21 protein-coding genes are annotated in these 20,786 nt (G+C 43.6%); 12 read left to right on the top strand and 9 right to left on the bottom strand.

Annotation, left to right across the window (positions count from 1 at the left end):
- Window positions 1-6 precede the first annotated feature (6 nt).
- Window positions 7-1,182 (top strand): MFS transporter, encoded by a 1,176-nt coding sequence (locus tag JBF11_RS01840; RefSeq protein WP_334315682.1) that lies wholly within the window; start codon window positions 7-9, stop codon window positions 1,180-1,182.
- Here the strand turns inward: JBF11_RS01840 and JBF11_RS01835 are convergent.
- From JBF11_RS01835 to JBF11_RS01800, 8 genes are read right to left on the bottom strand one after another with little or no spacing between them, the layout of a single operon-like run.
- Entirely contained in the window at window positions 1,155-2,168 is a 1,014-nt protein-coding gene (locus JBF11_RS01835; RefSeq protein ID WP_334315681.1) for an FAD:protein FMN transferase, read from the bottom strand. The two genes, JBF11_RS01840 and JBF11_RS01835, sit on opposite strands and share 28 nt — an antisense overlap.
- An 18-nt stretch (window positions 2,169-2,186) precedes the next feature.
- Entirely contained in the window at window positions 2,187-3,113 is a 927-nt protein-coding gene (gene rnfB / locus JBF11_RS01830; RefSeq protein WP_334315680.1) for an RnfABCDGE type electron transport complex subunit B, read from the bottom strand.
- Between the two features lie 27 nt (window positions 3,114-3,140).
- Entirely contained in the window at window positions 3,141-3,713 is a 573-nt protein-coding gene (locus JBF11_RS01825; RefSeq protein WP_334315679.1) for an electron transport complex protein RnfA, read from the bottom strand.
- Between the two features lie 11 nt (window positions 3,714-3,724).
- Entirely contained in the window at window positions 3,725-4,408 is a 684-nt protein-coding gene (gene rsxE / locus JBF11_RS01820) for an electron transport complex subunit RsxE (protein WP_334315678.1), read from the bottom strand.
- Window positions 4,368-4,994, bottom strand: coding sequence for an RnfABCDGE type electron transport complex subunit G (gene rnfG, locus JBF11_RS01815; protein ID WP_334315677.1), 627 nt, complete (start codon window positions 4,992-4,994; stop codon window positions 4,368-4,370). Before rnfG ends, rsxE begins: the two co-directional genes overlap by 41 nt.
- Entirely contained in the window at window positions 4,994-5,950 is a 957-nt protein-coding gene (locus tag JBF11_RS01810; RefSeq protein ID WP_334315676.1) for an RnfABCDGE type electron transport complex subunit D, read from the bottom strand. The genes rnfG and JBF11_RS01810 overlap by 1 nt, the downstream gene beginning before the upstream one ends.
- Before the next feature lie 24 nt (window positions 5,951-5,974).
- Window positions 5,975-7,183 carry a 4Fe-4S dicluster domain-containing protein gene (locus tag JBF11_RS01805; RefSeq protein WP_334315675.1) on the bottom strand — a complete coding sequence of 403 codons (1,209 nt, stop codon included), beginning with the start codon at window positions 7,181-7,183 and terminating at the stop codon, window positions 5,975-5,977.
- Between the two features lie 26 nt (window positions 7,184-7,209).
- The gene (locus tag JBF11_RS01800; protein WP_334315674.1) at window positions 7,210-8,025 is read right to left on the bottom strand and encodes a cytochrome c3 family protein; all 816 of its coding nucleotides are present in this window, start codon (window positions 8,023-8,025) and stop codon (window positions 7,210-7,212) included.
- A gap of 252 nt (window positions 8,026-8,277) precedes the next feature.
- Between JBF11_RS01800 and radA the strand changes: the two genes are divergently transcribed.
- The 7 genes from radA (at window position 8,278) to htpX (ending at window position 15,645) form a co-directional block, all read left to right on the top strand.
- Window positions 8,278-9,651: a DNA repair protein RadA gene (gene radA, locus JBF11_RS01795; protein WP_334315673.1), complete on the top strand. Its 1,374-nt coding sequence runs from the start codon at window positions 8,278-8,280 to the stop codon at window positions 9,649-9,651.
- A gap of 123 nt (window positions 9,652-9,774) precedes the next feature.
- Window positions 9,775-10,602: an ATP-dependent sacrificial sulfur transferase LarE gene (gene larE / locus JBF11_RS01790; RefSeq protein WP_334315672.1), complete on the top strand. Its 828-nt coding sequence runs from the start codon at window positions 9,775-9,777 to the stop codon at window positions 10,600-10,602.
- A gap of 10 nt (window positions 10,603-10,612) precedes the next feature.
- Window positions 10,613-11,725: a DUF362 domain-containing protein gene (locus JBF11_RS01785; protein ID WP_334315671.1), complete on the top strand. Its 1,113-nt coding sequence runs from the start codon at window positions 10,613-10,615 to the stop codon at window positions 11,723-11,725.
- 9 nt (window positions 11,726-11,734) lie between these two features.
- Window positions 11,735-12,847: a DUF362 domain-containing protein gene (locus tag JBF11_RS01780; protein ID WP_334315670.1), complete on the top strand. Its 1,113-nt coding sequence runs from the start codon at window positions 11,735-11,737 to the stop codon at window positions 12,845-12,847.
- A gap of 15 nt (window positions 12,848-12,862) precedes the next feature.
- Complete coding sequence (locus JBF11_RS01775; protein WP_334315669.1) at window positions 12,863-13,726, top strand: NAD(P)-dependent oxidoreductase; 864 nt, start codon at window positions 12,863-12,865, stop codon at window positions 13,724-13,726.
- Window positions 13,727-13,805: 79 nt separating this feature from the next.
- Window positions 13,806-14,702 (top strand): DMT family transporter, encoded by an 897-nt coding sequence (locus JBF11_RS01770; RefSeq protein WP_334315668.1) that lies wholly within the window; start codon window positions 13,806-13,808, stop codon window positions 14,700-14,702.
- A 97-nt stretch (window positions 14,703-14,799) separates the two neighbouring features.
- Window positions 14,800-15,645, top strand: a complete 846-nt coding sequence (gene htpX, locus JBF11_RS01765; protein ID WP_334315667.1) for a zinc metalloprotease HtpX — start codon at window positions 14,800-14,802, stop codon at window positions 15,643-15,645.
- Window positions 15,646-15,694: 49 nt separating this feature from the next.
- Here the strand turns inward: htpX and fliM are convergent, their stop codons facing one another.
- Window positions 15,695-16,672 (bottom strand): flagellar motor switch protein FliM, encoded by a 978-nt coding sequence (fliM, locus tag JBF11_RS01760; RefSeq protein ID WP_334315666.1) that lies wholly within the window; start codon window positions 16,670-16,672, stop codon window positions 15,695-15,697.
- Window positions 16,673-16,857: 185 nt separating this feature from the next.
- On the opposite strand from fliM, the gene JBF11_RS01755 reads away from it, so the two are divergent.
- From JBF11_RS01755 to JBF11_RS01740, 4 genes are all read left to right on the top strand, one after another.
- Window positions 16,858-18,399, top strand: a complete 1,542-nt coding sequence (locus JBF11_RS01755; RefSeq protein ID WP_334315665.1) for an ASKHA domain-containing protein — start codon at window positions 16,858-16,860, stop codon at window positions 18,397-18,399.
- An 11-nt stretch (window positions 18,400-18,410) separates the two neighbouring features.
- Complete coding sequence (locus JBF11_RS01750; RefSeq protein WP_334315664.1) at window positions 18,411-19,832, top strand: small ribosomal subunit Rsm22 family protein; 1,422 nt, start codon at window positions 18,411-18,413, stop codon at window positions 19,830-19,832.
- 66 nt (window positions 19,833-19,898) lie between these two features.
- Window positions 19,899-20,315, top strand: coding sequence for a glutaredoxin family protein (locus JBF11_RS01745; protein ID WP_334315663.1), 417 nt, complete (start codon window positions 19,899-19,901; stop codon window positions 20,313-20,315).
- Entirely contained in the window at window positions 20,312-20,629 is a 318-nt protein-coding gene (locus tag JBF11_RS01740; RefSeq protein ID WP_334315662.1) for a ferredoxin-thioredoxin reductase catalytic domain-containing protein, read from the top strand. The genes JBF11_RS01745 and JBF11_RS01740 overlap by 4 nt, the downstream gene beginning before the upstream one ends.
- Window positions 20,630-20,786: the final 157 nt, after the last annotated feature.

Here is a 20,786-nt window from a genome sequence, read left to right as displayed (position 1 = left end):
AACAAAATGAAAAAACTGCCCCCGCTTTTTCTCATTTATTTTATTTGTTTCAGCGTTTCCCATGGCGTTCCCGGAATTATTCCTTTATTGCCGACTTTCCAGCAAGAATTTGCCCTCAATTCCTATGAAGTGGCGAATTGTTTAGCGTATTTTTCCTATTCGGCACTCATCGCCACTCCGTTCATGGGCTATTTTTACAATAAAGCCCCCAAAAAATTTTTCATTTATTGTATCAATTGCATTTATCTTACCGGAATTGCTGGTATTTCTTTTTCTTCGGAATTTTCTGACCTGCTCATATTCAGAATTGTCCAGGGCATAGGATCCGCCGGCATTAATCTGTTGGTCAATATTCTTCCTTCCGAATATTACAGGGGTTTAAAACGGGGCAGAATTATGGGAAAAAGCAATGGTATCATCGCGCTTGGTCTGTTTTTCAATCCGCTTGTCACAGGTTTTCTTGCGCTTTACTCATGGCGTTTTTCCATTTTTTACCTTTATCTTCCGACATGTTTCACACTTCTTATTCTTACGTTCACTGACCTGACAGAAAAATTTTCCCATCCGCACAGCCCGTTTTCTTTTGCACAAATAAAAGAAATATTGAAAACCCCATTGATTTTTATACTTTTCGCCTCCCTTTTTCTCACCGCCGGGCTGGATTTGTCCCTGCCAAGCATTTTCGCACTATTTACTGCCGACACATACGGTTACGACTCATCAACAATAGGACTTTTTTATTCCGCCGCCAATTTGGGCATGTTCATCAGCTCTTTTTTCTTTTTATCAAGACTCTTGCCTTCAAAAAAATTTCCTCAAATCTTGCTTTGTTGCTGCTTATGCACGACAAGTATCCTGCTCTTTTTTACGGCACTTCCCATAGCGGTAGGTTTTATGGCGTTTTTTGCGTATTTCTGCCTTTCCGGAATAATCATACCGTACTGCAATTTCAGTATTTCAACGGCAATTCCGGTGCAGCTCATCACATTGGGTTTTACCGTCAGCGCAACGGTTTTTCGCGCCGGCCAAGGTATGGAAACCGCATTCTTGGCATTTATCGCCAATGAATTCGGATACGAAACAGCCTTCGCGCTCACGGGAAGTCTTTTATTTGTTGTTGCATTGTTATTGCTGCTTTTCAACAAAAAAAAGAATCAGCGCAGTTTCCAGTTATCGGAATAATGTTTGCTGTCATCCTCCGCAATAATCATGCAGGCTAACCGCGCATGCTTATTGACATATTCAACGGCGGCATCGACAGGCATGCAAGAAAGCGCCGTGGCATAAGCGTCAGCCTGCATAGCCTCAGGCGCTATTACGGAAACACTTTTGACAAAAGGTGAAACATGTTCAGCTGTTCCTTGCGGAAAACATTCTTTTTGCCCTATCCTTTCCTGAATTGCCGGCAAAATGATATGGCTTCCCTTTTCACCGAAATTCTTTTCGTAATTGCCGGAAGTCGCAACAGCCCCGCGCATAAGTGAAAACACAGCAGGATAATTTTTTTGCTTATACGGGTCTTCAATGGCGATTTTCCAAGTTTTTTCATTGCCTTTTTCAAAAGATTTCATGCCGTTGACGCGAATATCCCCGCCGGCGTTTATCAAATAATTCCGTATCCCTTTTTCTTCAAAAAAATTCGCCACAAAATCGACGATATATCCTTTGGCAATGGCGTCCAGTGTTACGATACTGCCGCTTTGTTTCAACCGGATTTTATTATCAGCAAAATCAACAGGATTTTTTATTATCAGAGCAAAACGCTCCTGCAAATCCTTTGCATTGACAAGAGAATTTTTTTCCAAATATTCCAAAACAGCCAAAACCGAGGGATTGAACGCCCCTGCCGTTCGGTTTTCAATACTGAGGGCATGTTCGAGAACCGTCTTAAACTCTGCAGGATAATCACAAAGCAAACCCTGCATGTTTAAAACCGACAATAAGCTGGAACCGTCATGCCTTGAAAAAACCTGCTCAAGCCGGTCAATATGCAAAAAGGCCCGGGCAATGCATTCTTCCGCTAAATCCTTACTTGCGGCAAGACATTGGATATTTACAAACGTCCCCATTTTTATTTGCATATCGGAAACGAAAATCAGATTTTCATTTCCCATATTATGCAAAGCTTTTTTTTTAGCAAAAAAACGAAACAGCCCAAGCCCTTTCATATGGTACTCAGCTTTTTTTTATTTTTCAGTCAACTGACTTTTTTCTTCAGGCTTCTTATCTTCAGCCTTTTGCCCGGATTTTTCCTTATCCGCAGCGTTAAGTTGTTCTGTTTCCTCAATAGGAGGAAGCAAACATTGCTTTTCACGCAAATTCCTTAAAATCTGACGGGGGCAAGCCGCTACGCAGGCAAGACCGCATTCGTCGCCGTAAGCCAAGCATTTGGATTGGTCGATATGTATTTTGTTGTCTTGAAAACTGATTGCACCCGCAGGACACGTTTTTATACATTTGCCGCATTGTATGCAGCCGACAAGGCAAACGTCCATAACGGCGCGCAATTTCTCTTGCGTTGAACAGCGAACGGCAACTCTGGCACGCCGGGGAATGAGTTCCAAAATATTACGGGGACAGACCTGCGTGCATTTTCCGCAGCCGGTGCAAAGGTTTTCCCGCACGCACACAATGCCGTCTTTCAGATACAAGGCATCAAAAGGACATGTGACAACACAGTCCCCAAAGCCCAAACAGGAATATGCGCAAATATCGGAACCTTGCGCAAGGGTTGCGGCGGCGGCACAGGAAGGCAAACCTTGATAACTGTAACGCTTCGCCACCTTGCCGGAAATTTTGTCACAACGGCGGAATGTCAATAAAGGATCGGATTCCGTAACAGCCTTTCCGGTCAGTTCCCCGACTTGGGCGGCAGTCTTCGCCCCGCCTGCGACACAAAGGTTTGCAGGAACATTGGGCACATTGACAACGGCAATGGCATATCCTTCACATCCGGCATAGCCGCAGCCGCCGCAGTTTGCTCCCGGCAACGCTTCAATAACGGCTTCAACTTTCGGATCTTCTTCCACATAAAATATCTTGGAAGCAAAACCGAGCATGATCGCCACAGCAAAACCGAGAACAGCCAAAATAAGAATCGAAGTAATAATCATAATCAAACCTACTCTTTGTTTCGCCTATTAAACCATGCCCTTGAAAGCCATAAAAGCAAGAGCCATTATACCTGCCATAACCAAAGAAATGGGCGTTCCCGCCATTGCCTTCGGAACACGCAGGGTTTCAAGGCGTTCCCGTATTCCCGCCATGAGCAAAAGAGCGAGCAGAAAGCCGATACCGGAAGCACAGGAATACAATATGCCTGTCAGCAAGTCGTATTGTTCCCTTTGCACAACCAACGTCGCCCCCATGACGGCGCAGTTTGTCGTAATAAGCGGTAAGAAAATACCTAAGGCGGAATATAAAGGAGGTACCGCCTTTTTCAAAAACATTTCAACGAACTGCACCAGGGAAGCGATAATCAGAATAAAAATAAGTGTTTGCAAATAAACGATATTTAAAGACACAAGAATATATTTCTGTGCAAGCCAAGTAAAAATCGTCGCCAAAACAATAACAAAGATAACAGCGCCGCCCATGCCGAGGGCAACGCCCTTTTCCTTGGAACAGCCGATATACGGGCAGTTTCCCAAGTTTTGACTTAAAACGATGTTATTAACAAATATGGCTGAAATAAATAATTCAAAAATACCCATATCTCACTCCATTAGGCGGAAGCCTTGCCTCTTGCGCAAGCAGTGCAGCCGCCGCATACGGAACAGCCCCTGCCTGCTGATTCATTCGTCAGCCCGCGTTTACGATTTTGGATTTTGCTCAAATGGTTCATAAAAGCCAAAATAATGCCTAAGCAAATAAATGCGCCCGGGGCTTCGACCATAACCGCAAAAGGCTCAAAACTTTCTCCGAAAAGATTTATTCCAAACCACGTTCCGGAACCTAAGATTTCACGGACAGAACCAAGAAAAGTCAGGGACAGGGTGAACCCTATGCCCATTCCCAGCCCGTCGGCAATAGCGAGGTTGACAGGGTTTTTCGCCGCAAAAGCTTCCGCACGGCCTAAAATGATGCAGTTCACAACAATAAGAGGAACAAAAATACCCAATTGCTGATAAAGTGGGTACGCATAGGCTTGCATCAACAGCTCAACAGCAACAACCAAGGTCGCAGCAATGATAATAAAACAGGCAATACGCACTTTTTTAGGAATAATGCCCCGAACAAGCGAAACGGTCATATTGGACAATACCAGCACGAATAAAACGGCAAGCCCCATGCCAAGCCCGTTTTGCGCAGTCTTGGTAATAGCAAGAACCGGACAAAGACCTAACAATAAACGAAAAGGGGGTAACTCACTCCACAGCCCTTTGGTGAATTCCTTGTAAAAACTCATTTTTAGCTCCACTATTCCAAGTTTTAATAATTTCATCTTTTAACATGTTATATTGATTGCCCGCGTCATTGATAGCAAGCACTGTTCCGTTTGAAGAAACCGTCGCACCAGAAATGGCGTCAATCTCTCCTCCTTGGCTTTTCAAAGCGACAGCATAAGGCTTGCCTTTAAACTGCTTTGTGAAACTTTCTTCCGAAACACGGCTTCCAAGTCCCGGAGTTTCTTTATGGGTCGTAATATCGATGCTGACAAGCGTATCGTTATTCACATCAATCCCTACCATAACCCCGATATCACCGCCAAAGCCCTGTCCAAAACCCTCGAGGGCGACACCGAAAAGTTTACCGTCTTTTATTGCCGGAAAAACATTGACTTTTTTACCGTCACCGACAATGAAACTCTTTCTGTCCTGAATGGGAGAATTTTCAACATCTTTGAAAACATTCAAAATAGCCGGACCTTGCACGTAGGTAAGCAGCTGGTTTTCAATAGGAGTTACCGTGCTTATTTTCAAATAAGACAATATGAAACCGGCAACTGCGCAAAGCACGGAAAGAACACTCACCATTTTTATGATACTTTTCATTACTTAACTCCAAATGGTTTTGGTTGGATCATAGCGAAATAAGGACTAAGTAAATTGATGAGCATAACAGCGAAAGGAGCGCCGTCCGTATAAACACCGAACGTTCTGATCGTAACGACAAGCATTCCTCCCATTAATCCGTACAAAAACATGCCGATAGCTCTGTCAGGGGCGCTTGCGCATTCCGTTGCGAGGAAAAACGCACAAAATAACGTCGACCCCGTCAAAAGATGATAAAAAGGATTGACATAAAGCTCTGCGCTGCAAATATTCAAAATACCGCCGAGCAACAGCACGCCCGCGATAAAGGAGATAACAATTTCCAAACGGACAATCCCTTTCGCGATAAGATATATTCCGCCAAGAATGATACCCGCGTTCTGCACAACGCCCAGTCCGCCGATTTGCTTTCCTAAAAACAAATCCAAGCACGTTACGGAATTTACCATGAAATCCGGACCGAAATATTTTAAACGCACAAGCGGGTCAATAAAATCCGTTTGCAAAAGCATCGCATTTGCGTCCATATAAATCGGAAAAGAAACAAAAATCATCGCCCAGCCGACGCAAACAGTTGAAACAGGATTCGCCCCATATCCGCCAAAAGCCATTTTACCGAAAGTAATCGCGCAGAATGCGCCGATAATGACAAGCCAAAACGGCGCGGTTGAGGGAAGAAGACAAGCTAAAAGCACGCCTGATACCGCAGCGGTCCCGTCCATGAATGTGGAATGGCGTCCCATGATTGTATTCCAAAATTCCTCTGTCAGCACGGAAACCAAAACAGATAAGCCCACCACGCCTAAAACAGGAATTCCCCAATGCCAAAATGCCATAGCAATAACCAAAGACAAGGCAAATAAGGTATGGATACTATTTCCCTGCACCGTCCGCCCGCAATGCCAAAAAGGAGCGGCTGTCATAGAAAACAATATTTTTTGATTTAAATTACTCATATTGAACTCATTTTACTTGAAATATTACTTATTTTCTTCCCAAACAAATTCCTGCATTTCCTTAATCTTGGCGTTTGCAAGACGGATGTATTGCAGCACCGGACGGCGGGCGATACAAACATACCCGCAAAGCCCGCATTCCAAACAATGGGTGCTGTGTTCGGCAAGGCAGGCATTGTAATTTGCAAATTCAGCATATCTGCTCAAAGTGCTCGGATTTAAATGCGCCGGGCAAACTTGGACACAAGCGCCGCAGTTGATGCAGGGACTGTGCCCTTCCATGGGGGGGACGGTTCCTGATTCTACCACGAACAAACCGGTCGTCCCTTTGGTAATGGAACGGTCGAGCCTGTCCAGACATTCCCCGCGAAGAGGACCGCCGCGGGAGATGATATCCCCGTCACGAAGTTCAATGCCGGCATATTCAAGAAGCTGTCCGATCCACATGCCGTTTTTTACAATATAGTTAGCCCATTTCGTTTGCGAACCGATGGTGATGACGGTTTCCATAAGAGGAAGCCCGGTAACCCCGACACGCCCCAAACTCCAGATGTTATGCAAACCGACAGCTCCGACCCCTTCCGGATTTTCCTTGCCGGTCACTTCTTTAACTAAAAGCGCGTTGACGCTTTTGGGATATTCAGGTTCGACGCAAACAACATCGATATTGTCATAGGAAACATGCATGCCTTTCGGCACTGCCAAAACAATGTGTTTAGCCCTTGCCAAGCGTTTATGCAGTTCAATGCCGGCATGCAGGTTGTGCCCGTTTTGCGTGAGCATGGGTTCCGCCCATGTTACCCCGGGATCGGGATTCAAACCATTAATAATAAGGGTGTCCACCTCTTGCCCCAAGGACTTGGTATTGACTCCCATTTGCTTCATTTGCAAAATAAGCTCTTCGCCCTCTTTGCCTTCGGCAAGGACATCGATAGGTTCAACCTGTCCTTCTATCCCCTCCTGATCAACTGCGTCAATAAAAATACTGCGGTGATTTATTTCTGTGATTTCACCGTACATGGGGGAATGCAAATCCCCTTTATCTATTGAGGGATGGGTCGCCAAAAGCATACCGGGATATACTTTCGTTTTCTTTTTCACTCCGTCAACAAGGTTGAAGTTTTCCCGATTAAGACGGACTTTTTTAGGAGCCGGACCATCAATAAAACTCCTTGTTTCATTATAAACCAAACGAAACCGAGGGTCACTGAGAATTTGAAACCGTTGTCGCATACTATCTCACTTTCTTTATAATTTCACTACTTAGTATGACATTGCGTGCAGTTGCTGCCGTCAAGATAACTTATACGAAGGCTTTCATGACAACCAATGCAAAAAGCATGGAAAGCCCCCATACGATTTTGCACCAATTCCTGAGGCTCCTGCGTTCCATGGCATTTTGAACATTTTGCATAATCCGTGTTCATTGTAAAATCGCCGTCCTTGACAAGTTCTTTGCGCGTATCAAGTTCTTCATGGCATTTCCTGCATGATTTCAAGCCTTCATCAAACCATTCTTGGTGACAGCTTTCGCATTTCGCATGCACGGCGTCTTTCAAGGTGACGGCATCCGTATCGCTGTGGCAGGAATTGCAGTTCATCGGTTCCGGCTCGATATCCGTATCGCTGTGGTGACAAGTGTCGCAATCTAAACCGAATTCTTCGGCATGCTTGTCATGCCCCCAATCTTTTTGCACAAATTCCAAATGGTGGCACGTTAAACAGGCATTCTTGTCCGTAACAAGATTCGTATCATGATAAGGCATTGGTCCCAATGGAGTTTTACCGTCGCCGGTTTTGGCAATTTCGGCTAACTCCGCGTTTGCAGGAAGAGAACCATGGCATGTTCCGCATGCAAGCACTGACTCGATGGGATCGGAACTTTCATGATGACAGTCACCGCAGCCAAATCCGTAATTGTTCGCATGCGTTTTATGGGAAAAAATGACTTTTCCCCCCAAATTATCAAGCAGAACCCGCGTAGGAACTTTTTCCTGCTTCCCAGGAATGCAATAAACACCTATACTCACTACTGCAAGAACAACTAAAACAATGAGCTTAAGATTATTTTTCAAAAGACCCTCCTCTGCAAAGTTTCCTATGGTCACAGTTTGAAAAATACATAGAAACCATGCGTGAATAAGAGCATGTCAATATGCTCAAACACATATTGTGGTAATACTAATAAAAAAATTGCTTGTAAATGGGTTGCAAAAATTTTGTTTAAATATTTTCGCATTGAGCATATAACCCATTATTATTTATAATCATTTTTTTCCTTTTATTTTTATGGAAAAATAGTTAAAGTTTTTACAGCCGAGGTTGATATGGTAAAAATGAAAGAAACGTATATTTGCAGCAATTGCAAGGCGGAATCCCCGCAGTGGAAAGGGCAGTGCCCCAATTGCAAGGAATGGAACACGCTTGAACTTGCAACGGTGAAAAAAACAAATTCCTTTATAAAAAAAGCGATAAAATCAAATAAAGTCATAGTGTTACATGAAGCTAGCTTTGATAATCACGCAAATTTCGGCTGCGGGCTCGAAGCATTGGATAAAATCCTCGGAAACGGCTTTGTTCCTGGCTCTGCAATCTTAGTCGGAGGCGAACCGGGCATCGGCAAATCCACACTTTTGCTCCAGCTGGCAGGAGCGGTCGCTTCCGGAAAATATATTGAAAATAATGTATGCATTAAAACCCAAGAACCGCACACCGTTCTATACGCCAGCGGCGAAGAATCGCTGCCGCAAATCAAAGCCAGAGCGGAACGTTTGGAAGTTCTCCATGACAATCTCTTAGCCATTGCGACCAATAGGGTTCAAGACATCGTGGATATTATCGAAACGGCAAGCCCGGACCTTTTAATCGTGGATTCCGTGCAAACCCTTTCTTCCGATATGGCGGAAGGCTTGGCGGGAAATGTCAGCCAAGTGAAAGCCTGCGCGACGGAACTTGTGGACGCATGCAAAAAAAACAACACAACCCTTATTTTAGTCGGACACGTGACCAAGGACGGGGACCTCGCAGGTCCCAGACTCTTGGAACATTTGGTGGATACGGTCATTTCGCTCGAAGGTGACAGAAAACAAGTTTTCCGTTTGCTCAGGGTTTTAAAAAACCGTTTCGGCCCCAATCAGGAATTGATAGTTTTTCAAATGAAGCAAAAAGGTCTGGAAGTTGTTGAAGACCCATCCACGTTTTTTTTGGGCGCAAGGGATTCTTCGCTCTCCGGAACGGCTATTGTCATGGCTGTTGACGGACAAAAACCTTTTGCGGTTGAAATTCAAGCACTTGTCACAAAAACCTATTTAAGCATTCCAAGACGCACGGGCTTAGGCTTTGATGTCAACCGCCTGCACCTTTTGCTGGCGGTTTTGGAAAAACGCCTGCGCCTCAATTTCGGACAGGTCGACATTTATGCAAAAGTCGGCGGAGGCATGCGTTTGCAGGAACCGGGACTGGACTTGGCGCTTGTTGCCGCCGTGCTTTCTTCTTTTTATGACATTCCGCTTCCGGAACGCGCTGTTTTTTGGGGAGAAGTGGATTTGAACGGACAAATCAGACCCGTCAGCGCCCATGGCATACGGCTTAACCAAGCGACAAAACTGGGTTATGCCCCGATTTTTTGCCCATTGGAAGAAAAATCGCCTTTTTATGTCAAAACAATTGCGGAATTGCAGCAAAAACTCTTTAGAAAATAAGCGGTACGCAAATAAAAATGTTTCGGCATGCAATAAACGCCGGACGGACATAACGATATTTTTAGGCAAGTTTTTGAGAGAAATAGTTATTTTATTTTAATCCGCTTATCCTATATTGCAGCTATGAACACACTTATTTTTCCCGAAAATCTCCCTTCGCCATTAAAAGAAAAAGCCTATTTATTGCAAAAAATTTTGCACAATTTCGCCCCGCCTTTTGTTATCGCTTGTTCCGGAGGCTTGGACAGCCGTTTTCTGGCTTTTTTCGCAAAGAAAACCGGCTGCCGATTTTCTTTGCTCCATGCCGCGGGCAAGCATGTCGGCGCAAAGGAAACGGAATATTTAAAAGAATGGAGCAAGCGGGAAAACATTCCATTAACCATAATACCTGTTGACATCTTGAAAATTGAACACGTGCGGAACAATCACCCTGCACGCTGTTATCACTGCAAATTGCACACATTCGGTATTCTAAAACAACAAAGCGGACCTTCAGCGGTATGCGACGGAACGCATGCGGAAGATAAAAACACCTACCGCCCAGGACTTGCCGCTTTGCAGGAACTTTCCATACAATCCCCCCTCGCCCTCGCAAATTTTTCCAAGCAGGACATCCGTGAACTTGCCAAAGCAATAGGCTTGGAAAATCATATGCAAAAAGCCCGCCCCTGCTTTTTAACCCGTTTTCCCTACCATGTTCCCATTCAGGAAACCATGCTGAACCGGCTTATCGAACTTGAAGATTTTTTTGAAAAGGAATTAACAAAAATTTGCGGCGATCCAAGTCCTGACTTTCGGGTTCGGCACATACAGGATACGTTTTGCTTCCATTACGACCAAGCTATGAGGGATAATGATTTAATCGCTTTACAAACAGCCTTGAATAAGGCTAAAATACCTGATATCAAATTTGAACGATTATCAAAATTAAGCGGTTATTTTGATAAGTGAAGAGGGCACGATGAAAGCAAAAGTTTATTTTACGGATATGCGCTGCAGAAAAGAAGCTGAAAATAAGACGGCAAAAGTTGAAAAGCTTTGCGAACATATCGGAATAAATAATTTTATTAAAAAAAATGATTTGACAGCTATAAAACTCCATTTCGGGGAATTTGGAAACGATACCCATTTGCGTCCGCAGCTGGTGCGCAAAGTGGTGGACTTGGCAAAACAGGCAGGGGCGAATCCGTTCTTAACGGATACCAACACCCTTTATTCCGGTTCCCGCAAAAATTCCGTCGATCATTTGGAAACCGCTTACGCCCACGGGTTCGGTCCTGCGACCATGAACGCGCCCATTATCATTGCCGACGGTTTAAACGGCAAAAATACCATGGAAGTACCCGTCGAAAATTTAAAATACTTTCAAAAAACCTTTATCGCCCGTGAAATTTACGAAGCTGATTCCATGATTGTTTTATCCCATTTCAAGGGGCATTTGGTTGCGGGGTTCGGCGGAGCGATAAAAAACCTCGCCATGGGCTGCGCTTCCTTTTGGGGAAAAAGAGCCCAGCACGATACGAGAGTTAAAGTCAATGCCGAAAATTGCATAGCATGCGGAAACTGCCTCAAAATCTGCCCCGCCCATGCCGTAAGCATGAAAAAAGAAGAAAATGCCAAACATGCTTTCGTTGACAGGAACAAATGCATAGGCTGTTTTGAATGTCAAACCGTTTGCGCACCGAAAGCCATTGTCAACGAACATGATTCAGACCTTTCTTCCTTTGTGGAAAGGATTGCGGAATACGCTTATTCAGCAATACAAAACAAAAAAAACAAGGTTTTTTATGTCAATTTCCTGCTGAACATCACTCCTGACTGCGATTGCGTTTCATGGAGCGACGCCCCGATGGTTGCGGACATCGGCATTTTGGCTTCGACAGACCCTCTTGCCATCGACAAAGCGAGCTACGACCTCGTAACCCGTGCAAAAAGCTTGCAGCCAATGGAAAATGACGGAATAAACATTGATAAGTTCGCCCATAGATGGGAAAAAACACATGGTTATAATATTTTTACCCACGGTGAAAAAATCGGTTTGGGCTCATTGGACTATGAACTCATAAAAATATAAGGAGAAAAAATGAAATCAAAAGTTTATTTCGCAGATATGCATTGCAGAAAGCAAGAAGACAACAAATCTGCCAAAATTGAAAAACTTTGCCAAGCGATTGGTTTAAACTCCATAATAAAACGTGATGATTTAACCGCGATAAAACTGCATTTCGGAGAAATGGGCAACGATACCCATATTCGCCCCCAGCTTGTGCGTAAAGTCGTTGATTTGGTCAAGCAGGAAAAGGCAAAACCTTTTCTTACGGACACGACAACCCTGTACAGCGGCTCACGCCGAAACGCCGTCGACCATTTAAACACCGCCTATGCGCACGGTTTCGCCCCATGCACCGTCAATGCTCCGGTCATTATCGCAGACGGACTGAACGGACTGAGCCAAATCGATGTGCCTGTCAATCTCAGGCATTTCAAAGAAACCCATATCGCCCGTGAAATTCATGACGCCGACAGCATGGTTGTTTTATCCCACGTGAAAGGGCATGAAATGGCGGGTTTCGGCGGAGCGATAAAAAATCTCGCCATGGGCTGCGCTTCTTTTTGGGGAAAACGCGACCAGCACCAAACAAAAGTTTCCATAAATAAGGAAAGTTGCATCGGCTGCGCAAGCTGCGCCAAAGTTTGCCCCGCACACGCGATAAGCATGGCGAAAGATGAAAACGGCAAAAAAACAGCTCACGCCGATCCCGGCAAATGTATCGGCTGTTTTGAATGCATAACCGTTTGCGGACCGAAAGCGATTACCGCCGAATGGGAAACCGAGCTTTACGCCTTTGTCGAAAGAATTGCCGAATATGCTTACGGTGCGGTTCAAAATAAAAAAGAAAAGGTCATTTATATCAACTTTGTTTTGAATGTGACTCCTGACTGCGACTGCGTGGCTTGGAGCGACGCACCGTTGATTGCGGATATCGGAATTTTGGCTTCCACGGACCCGGTCGCTATCGATAAAGCGAGCTATGACCTCGTCACCAAAGCGCAAAGCCTGATACCGATGGAAAATAACGGTATCGGCATTGATAAATTCACCCGTCAGTGGGGGTATACGCACGGCTATCATCAAATCGAGCATGCGGCTGAAATCGGTCTCGGCTCTTTGGATTACGAACTTATCAACATATGATTCTGGGAGAACGCTATGAAAAACATAGGATTCATCGGCATAGGCGTAATGGGGGCGTCCATGGTCCGCAATCTTTTGAAACAAGGTTTTTCCGTAAGTGTGTACAACCGCACGCGGGCAAAAGCGGAAGCTTTGCAAAAAGACGGAGCGGTGGTTTGTGACAGCATAAAGGACTGCATTCAAAACAAAGATGCGGTCATCACCATGATCGGTTATCCCAAAGACATAGAAGAAGTTTATTTTTCAGACCATGGCATTATCGCCAATGCCCCGCAGCATGCATACCTTATCGATATGACAACTTCCAGCCCGAAACTTGCCGAACGCATTTATGAAGAAGCGAAGGCAAAAGGGCTGAAAGCTCTTGACGCGCCTGTTTCCGGCGGCGATATCGGCGCTAAAAACGCAACGCTCGCCATTATGGTCGGCGGTGATGAAGATGCGTTTGACGCCTGCCAAGATATTTTTAAAGCTATGGGAAAAAATATCGTTTATGAAGGAAAAGCCGGGGCGGGACAACATGTGAAAATGGCAAACCAGATTGTCGTTGCGGCTAACACCACCGGAGTATGCGAAGCCATTTCCTATTGCAAAGCCATGGGAATTGACCCTGAAACCATGCTCAAAACCATTGAGACCGGTGCGGCGGCAAGCTGGCAGGTAAGCAATAACGGACCTAAAATGTGCGCCAATGATTTCGCTCCCGGATTTTTCATCAAACACTTTGTCAAAGACATGAAAATAGCCTTGGAAGAATGTCAAAATAAAAATATTCAGCTGCCGGTTTTGGAAAAAGTCTATTCCATATATCAAGAAATGGAAGACAGCAAACAAGGGGAACTCGGCACACAAGCCATTATCAGCAAATATTCCAAATAAGAAAAAACCCTCTTCAAAAAAATACATGAAGAGGGCTTTTTTTGCCGCGATATAAAACAAAATAAAAGTTTACCCTCCCATGCTGAGCAATATTCAAAAACCGAACCAAACAAAAGCAAATTTCTATGCCTTGGGAACAGTCTTATTGTGGTCGAACGTTTCAACGGCTTTCAAACTTGCCTTGGCAAAAGCAAGCGCCCTGCTTGTTCTTAGTTATGCAATGCTTATTGCAAGCGGCATCTTATTATTCTATATTTTCATCAATAAGGAATTGGCGCTCCTTTTCAAACTTTCCAAAAAACAATTTTTTTCCTGTTTCCTGCTTTGCTCCATTCTTTTTATTTATTACCAAAGCCTTTTCATAGGATATGCAGGACTTCCCGTGCAAATCGCCCAGCCTGTCAATTACTCATGGACATTGATGCTGGCACTGATAAGCAGTTTTATTTTTAAACAGAAACTCAGCGGTAAGGAAATTTTCTGGATTTTATTCGCTTATACCGGCGTTCTCATTATCAGTCTGGGCAACTCTTCAACCATAATGCAGGCAAACAGCCTCAGCCTTTTTTATATTTTGATAAGCACGATTTTATATGCCGTCTATTGGATTTACAATACAGCGGTGAAACTTCCCGCCAATATCAAATTGTTTCTCGGATTTTTAGGAGCAAGTCTATTGGGTTTCATAACTCTTTTTTTCAGAAATGAACCATTTGTCCTTCCGCAAGACGCCATACCGCCCACTTGTTACATAGGTCTGATCGAACTTTCCATTCCTTTCATACTTTGGGACAAAGCCTTACAGTACACAAAAAGCATAAGCAAAATCGCCACCATACCCCTTATTTCCCCTTTTTTCGCTTTATTATGGGCGAACAGTATCTTAAACGAACACATCAATCCTCTCAGCATTATCGGCTTGTTGTTCATTGTGGGCGGAATTTTCATGCAGCAAAAAAACCAAAAACAATCCTGAAAAGAAAATACTTGTCTTTTTAAAAATCATAGCTATATTTTATTTAATAAAACACGAACGAAACGACAATTCAAAATAAAAAACAAATGGAGATGTTATGACAAGCTCAATGAAAACAGCAGTGCTGTTTGCGTTATTGACAACCCTTTTCATAGTTGTAGGCGGTCTTATCGGAGGAAAAACAGGAGTGATTGTCGCCTTGTTTTTTGCCGTTGCGGTCAATTTTTTCAGTTACTGGTTTTCCGATTCCATTGTGCTTAAAATGTATAAAGCGCAGGAACTGCAGCGAAGCGACGCACCGCAGCTTCATGAAATAGTTGAAGAATTGGCAAGAAACGCAGGCATTCCAAAACCCCGTATCTGCATTATTCCGGACCCAAGCCCCAATGCCTTCGCCACGGGAAGAAACCCGGAAAATGCTGTCGTTGCCGTAACCCAAGGCATTATGCACATTCTCTCAACCAATGAACTTCGCGGCGTCATAGCCCATGAAATCGCCCATATCGCCAATAGGGATATTCTTATTCAATCCTGTGCGGCAGTTTTAGGCTCCGCCATTACATCTCTTGCCAATATGCTTTATTTTACAAGCCTTTTTGGCGGAAGGGACAATGAAAACTCAAGCCCGATTAGTGCTGTCGGAGCAATTTTGATGATTATCCTAGCACCCCTTGCGGCAAGCCTTATCCAAATGGCGATTTCACGTTCCCGTGAATATTCAGCGGATGAATCAGGGGCGCATTTCAGCTCCGACCCGCAATCCCTTGCAAGCGCATTGAACAAATTGAACAATTACAGTGCGAAAATACCTTTGAATGCCAATCCCGCAACGGAAAACATGTTCATTGTTTCCCCTCTCCATTCGGGAAACATGCAGGCGCTTTTCAGTACCCACCCTCCTATTGAGGAAAGAATTAAACGCCTTATGCAGATGGCAAGATAAAAAAAGTGGCCCGAAAGCCACTTTTTTATTTCAATTTCCAAACACTGTCTTATGAATATCTCGGTTCGTCGACACTTACGATTTGAAACGCCTTATTAGCCTTTATTATTCCGGGTATACCCCAATATTTGGTAACGCCCTCGACGGTGCAAGGCAATAATTGTTCAATATCGGTATCCAACGTGATAATATCGCCGACTTTCAAGCGAAGCAGCTGATTACTGGTGATTTGCGTGCTTCCTATGCCGATTTTCAATTCCACGGGAGTTTCCATAAGTCTGTCTTTTAAACGGCCGGACCATGCGTGGTCGACTTCCAAACGTTCCGTTTGATAGTTCGCGTTCAATTTGGAGCGGATAGGTTCAATCGTGGAATAAGGCAGGCAAACAAGCATGGAGCCGAGGGAATTGTCAAGTTCCACTTCGTAATTGATAACAACCACCACATCGCTCGGCGGAACAATGGAAGCGAATTGGGGGTTGATTTCCGAGCGGATAAGCTCAAGATTGACTTCATGAACGGGCCGCCATGATTCCGTCATAATTTCAAGGGCAAGACGAATGATCCTATCCACAATGGCTTGTTCTATACGGGTGAATTCACGCCCTTCAACCTTAGACTGCGTGCCCATTCCGCCAAAAACGTTTTCAACAAGGGCGAAAACAAGACGTGCGTCGATAATCATCAAAGCATTGCCGCGCAGCGGTTCCATTTTAAAGATATTGATACTGGTAGGCACGGGAAGCGAACGCATAAATTCCCCGAATTTAGCCATATCAATAGAAATAGGAGAAATTTCAACACGTTTGCGCACAGTATTTGTTAAGGCATTGGTACAGAGCCGAGCGAACCTGTCGTTGATAATTTCCAGAACAGGCATACGGCCGCGAATAATTCTATCTTGATTGGCAAGGTCGAAAAGAACAATGCCATCGGAATTTTCTTCTTCCGCTTCAACTTCCAAATCCCCACCAGATAAACCGTTCAAAAGCGCATCTACTTCATCTTGAGCGAGAAATTTGTTCATACAAACCGCCTTAATTGTTTTAATTCAAATAATTATACATTGACAAAGTACAATGTCAAGCACGAAATACCCTCATCAAAAACGTATATCGTCTTTATTTTGGTTTTCTATACAGTTTTTTTCTTGAAAAGACAATACGTTGCCATTTGAATATTTATTCTGTATAGTTTTTTAAAGGAAAAAATATGGCAATAACAATTCATTATCAAAACCAAGTGCTTGAAATTCCGTTTGAAACGCTTCCTAAGAATGCGAATGCAAGCTATTTGTTCGGATTACCGCAAATAATGCCCCGCCCTCTTTGTACCGGCATGGGAAAATGCGGACGCTGCAAAGTCAGATACCATTCGGATATTCCGGAACTGAGCCCGCTTGAACAAACGCTTCTAAACCGGGAAGAGCAGGAAAACAATATCCGTCTGGCTTGCAAGCACCCTTTGCAGGATAACGCGGTATTGACTGTTTTTGATGATTTGCAGCAAAACGCGACCCGATACGATCTGCACCTTGAAAAAAGCAATCAGGAAAAAAAAGCCATATTATTCGTCGACTTGGGAACAACGTCCATAGCGTTTGAAGTCCGAAGCGACAATGCGGTCCTCACGGAAGGAAAAATTTTAAATCCGCAAATGTTCGCAGGAGCGGATGTCATGGCACGGCTCCATTATGAACATTTTATCGAAAAAGAAAAACCGAGCCGCCTGCAAACCGTTTTATTGGAATATTTTCAAAACCTTTGCCAGCACCTTGCGGAACTGAATATTTTTATCCAAAAAATATATCTTGCCGCCAATCCCGCTATGCTGGCATTGTTTCTTGGCGAAAGCACAAAAGGATTGCTGGAAGCACCCTATTATTTAGAAAATAAAGGCGGTAAAACCTATCAATTCCCGAAACTGCCCCCGCTGTTTGTTCCTCCGCAGCTTGGAGCATTTGTCGGAGCTGACGCCTGTGCGGGCTTGGCGAATATTTTGCAAACCTATCCGCATTTGGATAATTTTTTACTTGCAGATTTAGGCACGAACGGAGAATTTATTCATTATTCAAAAGGAAAAATTCATGCCGCAAGCGTTCCGCTCGGACCAGCCCTCGAGGGTGTTGGCATGCGCTGCGGAAGCGCCGTTCACGGCGAAGGTGAAAACATCATTCTTTCTTTTTCTTTGACACCGTTCGGCTTATCCTATGCCTGCAAAGGGGAAGCGCAATTTATCTGCGGGGCTGCCTACTTGTATTTGCTCAATACTCTGTTATCCGCAAACTGCATAAACAGACAGGGCTTATTCCAAGACAATCAACACTCCCTCAGTCCGTTAGGGAAAAAAATTTTTAAAAACTTAAAGGAAACAAACGGCGAAAAACGGCTTTATGTCACTGACAAACTGTATTTATGCGCCGAAGACATTGAAAATATTTTAAAAGTCAAAGCCGCGTTTTCTTCCGCAATAGCATTGTTTTTAGAAAGAAACAACATTGAAAACATATTCCTGTCAGGAGCATTAAGTTCCCATATTCCTTTAGAAATATTGGAAAACTTCGGATTTTTGCCTAAAAACAGCAAAGCGAAAACAAGCATTTTGGGCAATACCTCGCTCAAAGGTCTGATCACCTACCACACAAAACCGGAATTAATCGACACTGTCACAAAACTTTCCAGTGCGGCAGAACTCATTGATTTAACCAACCAAAAAGAATATGATGCCTTATATATTGACAATATGCATTTTTAAAAGCAGGTACTATGAATAAAGAACTTTTTACAGAATTTGACACGTTTACCCGAAAAGGGTTTGACGTTCTCTATCCTGCTCTTGACGAGCTCCTCCCCATGAAACCGAGCCAAAAAAAAGAGCTTGTTTACGCATGCAAAGATTTATCCAGATTTTTAACCACGGAAAGGGAAATGCTTTCATACCCCTATTGGACGAACCAACGCCTGCTCTCCGCATATTTCCATTATTTTATGGTTTGGAATTTAATCCGCTTATGCAGACTATTTCCAAAACTGGACTTCGGAACCATTCCCCAAAAAGCGAATTTCATTGACTTGGGCTCAGGACCGCTCACCATTCCTTTAGCTCTTTTCCTCTCGAAAAAAGAATTGCGGCAAAAAGACATCACGTTCATTTGCACCGACATCGCCCCCCAACCCTTGCATATCGGTAAAAATCTGTTTGAAAAACTCCGCCAAAAACTCGCCCCCGAATGCACATGGAAAATCCAAACGTTCCGTGCCCCAAATCATAAAGTACTGCGGCAAATCCATTCTCCGGTTTCACTGCTCACCATGGGCAACGTCCTCAATGAAAGCGATGAACGGAAAAAGATTTCAAGCTTTGAACAAATCAGGCAAATATATGCCGAAGCCTGCCGGCTTCTTGACGATACGGGAAAAATCTTTGCGGTTGAACCGGGAACAAGACAAGGCGCCAGAATGATACAAATTCTGCGTTCCCTCACAGCAAATGAAATACAGGAAGAAGATGATGAAAATACGGATTTTGCCTTTGATGGATTTGAAAACGCAGAAGCCCCTTTTCAAATCATCAGCCCTTGCCCTTCAGGCATATCCTGCCCGCTGAAAAAACAATGCCATACGCAAAATGCATGGTGCCACTTCAACACGAAACCAAGTCATATTCCTCATGAATTGAAAGAACTTTCGCAAAAAGCGGGGCTGGATAAGGATTCCATCAGCCTCTCCTACCTTTTCCTTGCTAAAAAAGCGGAAGCCGAACCTATTCTGAAAAAAGGGGAAAGCAAAAATAAAGCCCGCATCATTTCCGATGCGTTCGTTGTTCCGAACTACCGGGGAAGAGCCCGCTACGCCTGCCATGAAAAAGGGCTTTTGCTCGTTCTTGATTCCGCAGGTGTGCAGACAGGCTCGCTTTGCGAAGTGAGCATTCCCCAAAAAATCATCAAAGATAAAAAATCGCATGCACTTTTATGCATTTTAAAAAATAACTCAAATGATGCCGTAAAAGAATTGCCGCTCGCAAAAAACACCAAAACAAACGGCGGCGCAGAAGAAAATGCGGCAGCAAACAATGCAAGGAACAAAGCCAAACACAAAAATAAGCCGACCCCAAAAGCAACAACCCATGCTCATCGCACTAAACAATCAAACGCAGAGGATAATTTCACAAAGAAGAAAAGACACTAGACTTTTTACGGAATTGGATTATAATGTAAACAAATTACAGCGAACAACAGCATCAGGGGTTTTGAAGTGGCTGCAACATACTTATTGGTTATCATAGGATTTCTTCTTATTATATTCGGCATTTTTTATTTCAAAAGCAAAAGGATAAAAGATGAGCCGATTGAAGACATTTTAAGCCGGCTGACTCAGGAAGAGCAAACCCTTTATAAAATGGCGCTCAAACCTGAAAATGTTCCGAACACCTTTATTTACGCCCTTTCCACATGCCACCACTGCAAAAAGACAAGGGAATTTTTAGATGAAAACTCCGTTCCCTATACCATTATTTATATAGATAAGTACCCGAAACAACTTTATAAAAACTTATTGGACAGATTAAAAATCTATAATCCCAGAGGTTCTTATCCCACAATACGTCTTGCAAACGGACAAATCATCACCGGTTTCAGAGAACATGCACTTAGGGAGGCTTTAATAAAATGAGCCCGGAAGAACTTTACGCGCTTTTAAAAAAGGAAGAGGAAAAAGGCTATTATCTCCACAAAAATTATCAGCACTGCATGGACATCATACAAAGCTTGCTGGATAATCTCGAAAATTACGGATACTTGAATTGCCCCTGCCGTCTTGCCAATGGCGATGCGGAAAAAGACAAACACAATATTTGTCCCTGTTCTTACAGAAATATCGATGTCAAGGAATTTGGCGCTTGCTATTGCCACTTGTTCGTCAGTGAAACGCATAAAGACAATGAAAACTTTTTCCCTGAAATCGAAGATAGGGACAATTCCCATTAATTATCAAGAGAAAATTACTCACCATTTGAACAAAACAGCATTAACATACTGTTTTTTTTTATAAAAAAAATTTATTTTTCCAAAAAAAAACTTTGCAATTTTTTATTTTTAAGCGTATATAAAAAAAATAATGTGAACAATCTTACACATATTGACT

Source organism: Taurinivorans muris, assembly GCF_025232395.1.
In the GTDB taxonomy this organism is placed as follows: domain Bacteria; phylum Desulfobacterota; class Desulfovibrionia; order Desulfovibrionales; family Desulfovibrionaceae; genus Taurinivorans; species Taurinivorans muris.
This window is presented reverse-complemented; position numbering and strand designations above follow the sequence as displayed.

Excerpts from the sequence above, each read along its gene's own strand:
- JBF11_RS01840 (WP_334315682.1), top strand. The coding sequence starts at position 7 with ATGAAAAAACTGCCCCCGCTTTTTCTCATTTATTTTATTTGTTTCAGC.
- JBF11_RS01835 (WP_334315681.1), bottom strand. The coding sequence starts at position 2,168 with ATGAAAGGGCTTGGGCTGTTTCGTTTTTTTGCTAAAAAAAAAGCTTTG.
- rnfB (WP_334315680.1), bottom strand. The coding sequence starts at position 3,113 with ATGATTATTACTTCGATTCTTATTTTGGCTGTTCTCGGTTTTGCTGTG.
- JBF11_RS01825 (WP_334315679.1), bottom strand. The coding sequence starts at position 3,713 with ATGGGTATTTTTGAATTATTTATTTCAGCCATATTTGTTAATAACATC.
- rsxE (WP_334315678.1), bottom strand. The coding sequence starts at position 4,408 with ATGAGTTTTTACAAGGAATTCACCAAAGGGCTGTGGAGTGAGTTACCC.
- rnfG (WP_334315677.1), bottom strand. The coding sequence starts at position 4,994 with ATGAAAAGTATCATAAAAATGGTGAGTGTTCTTTCCGTGCTTTGCGCA.
- JBF11_RS01810 (WP_334315676.1), bottom strand. The coding sequence starts at position 5,950 with ATGAGTAATTTAAATCAAAAAATATTGTTTTCTATGACAGCCGCTCCT.
- JBF11_RS01805 (WP_334315675.1), bottom strand. The coding sequence starts at position 7,183 with ATGCGACAACGGTTTCAAATTCTCAGTGACCCTCGGTTTCGTTTGGTT.
- radA (WP_334315673.1), top strand. The coding sequence starts at position 8,278 with ATGGTAAAAATGAAAGAAACGTATATTTGCAGCAATTGCAAGGCGGAA.
- larE (WP_334315672.1), top strand. The coding sequence starts at position 9,775 with ATGAACACACTTATTTTTCCCGAAAATCTCCCTTCGCCATTAAAAGAA.
- JBF11_RS01785 (WP_334315671.1), top strand. The coding sequence starts at position 10,613 with ATGAAAGCAAAAGTTTATTTTACGGATATGCGCTGCAGAAAAGAAGCT.
- JBF11_RS01780 (WP_334315670.1), top strand. The coding sequence starts at position 11,735 with ATGAAATCAAAAGTTTATTTCGCAGATATGCATTGCAGAAAGCAAGAA.
- JBF11_RS01775 (WP_334315669.1), top strand. The coding sequence starts at position 12,863 with ATGAAAAACATAGGATTCATCGGCATAGGCGTAATGGGGGCGTCCATG.
- JBF11_RS01770 (WP_334315668.1), top strand. The coding sequence starts at position 13,806 with ATGCTGAGCAATATTCAAAAACCGAACCAAACAAAAGCAAATTTCTAT.
- htpX (WP_334315667.1), top strand. The coding sequence starts at position 14,800 with ATGACAAGCTCAATGAAAACAGCAGTGCTGTTTGCGTTATTGACAACC.
- fliM (WP_334315666.1), bottom strand. The coding sequence starts at position 16,672 with ATGAACAAATTTCTCGCTCAAGATGAAGTAGATGCGCTTTTGAACGGT.
- JBF11_RS01755 (WP_334315665.1), top strand. The coding sequence starts at position 16,858 with ATGGCAATAACAATTCATTATCAAAACCAAGTGCTTGAAATTCCGTTT.
- JBF11_RS01750 (WP_334315664.1), top strand. The coding sequence starts at position 18,411 with ATGAATAAAGAACTTTTTACAGAATTTGACACGTTTACCCGAAAAGGG.
- JBF11_RS01740 (WP_334315662.1), top strand. The coding sequence starts at position 20,312 with ATGAGCCCGGAAGAACTTTACGCGCTTTTAAAAAAGGAAGAGGAAAAA.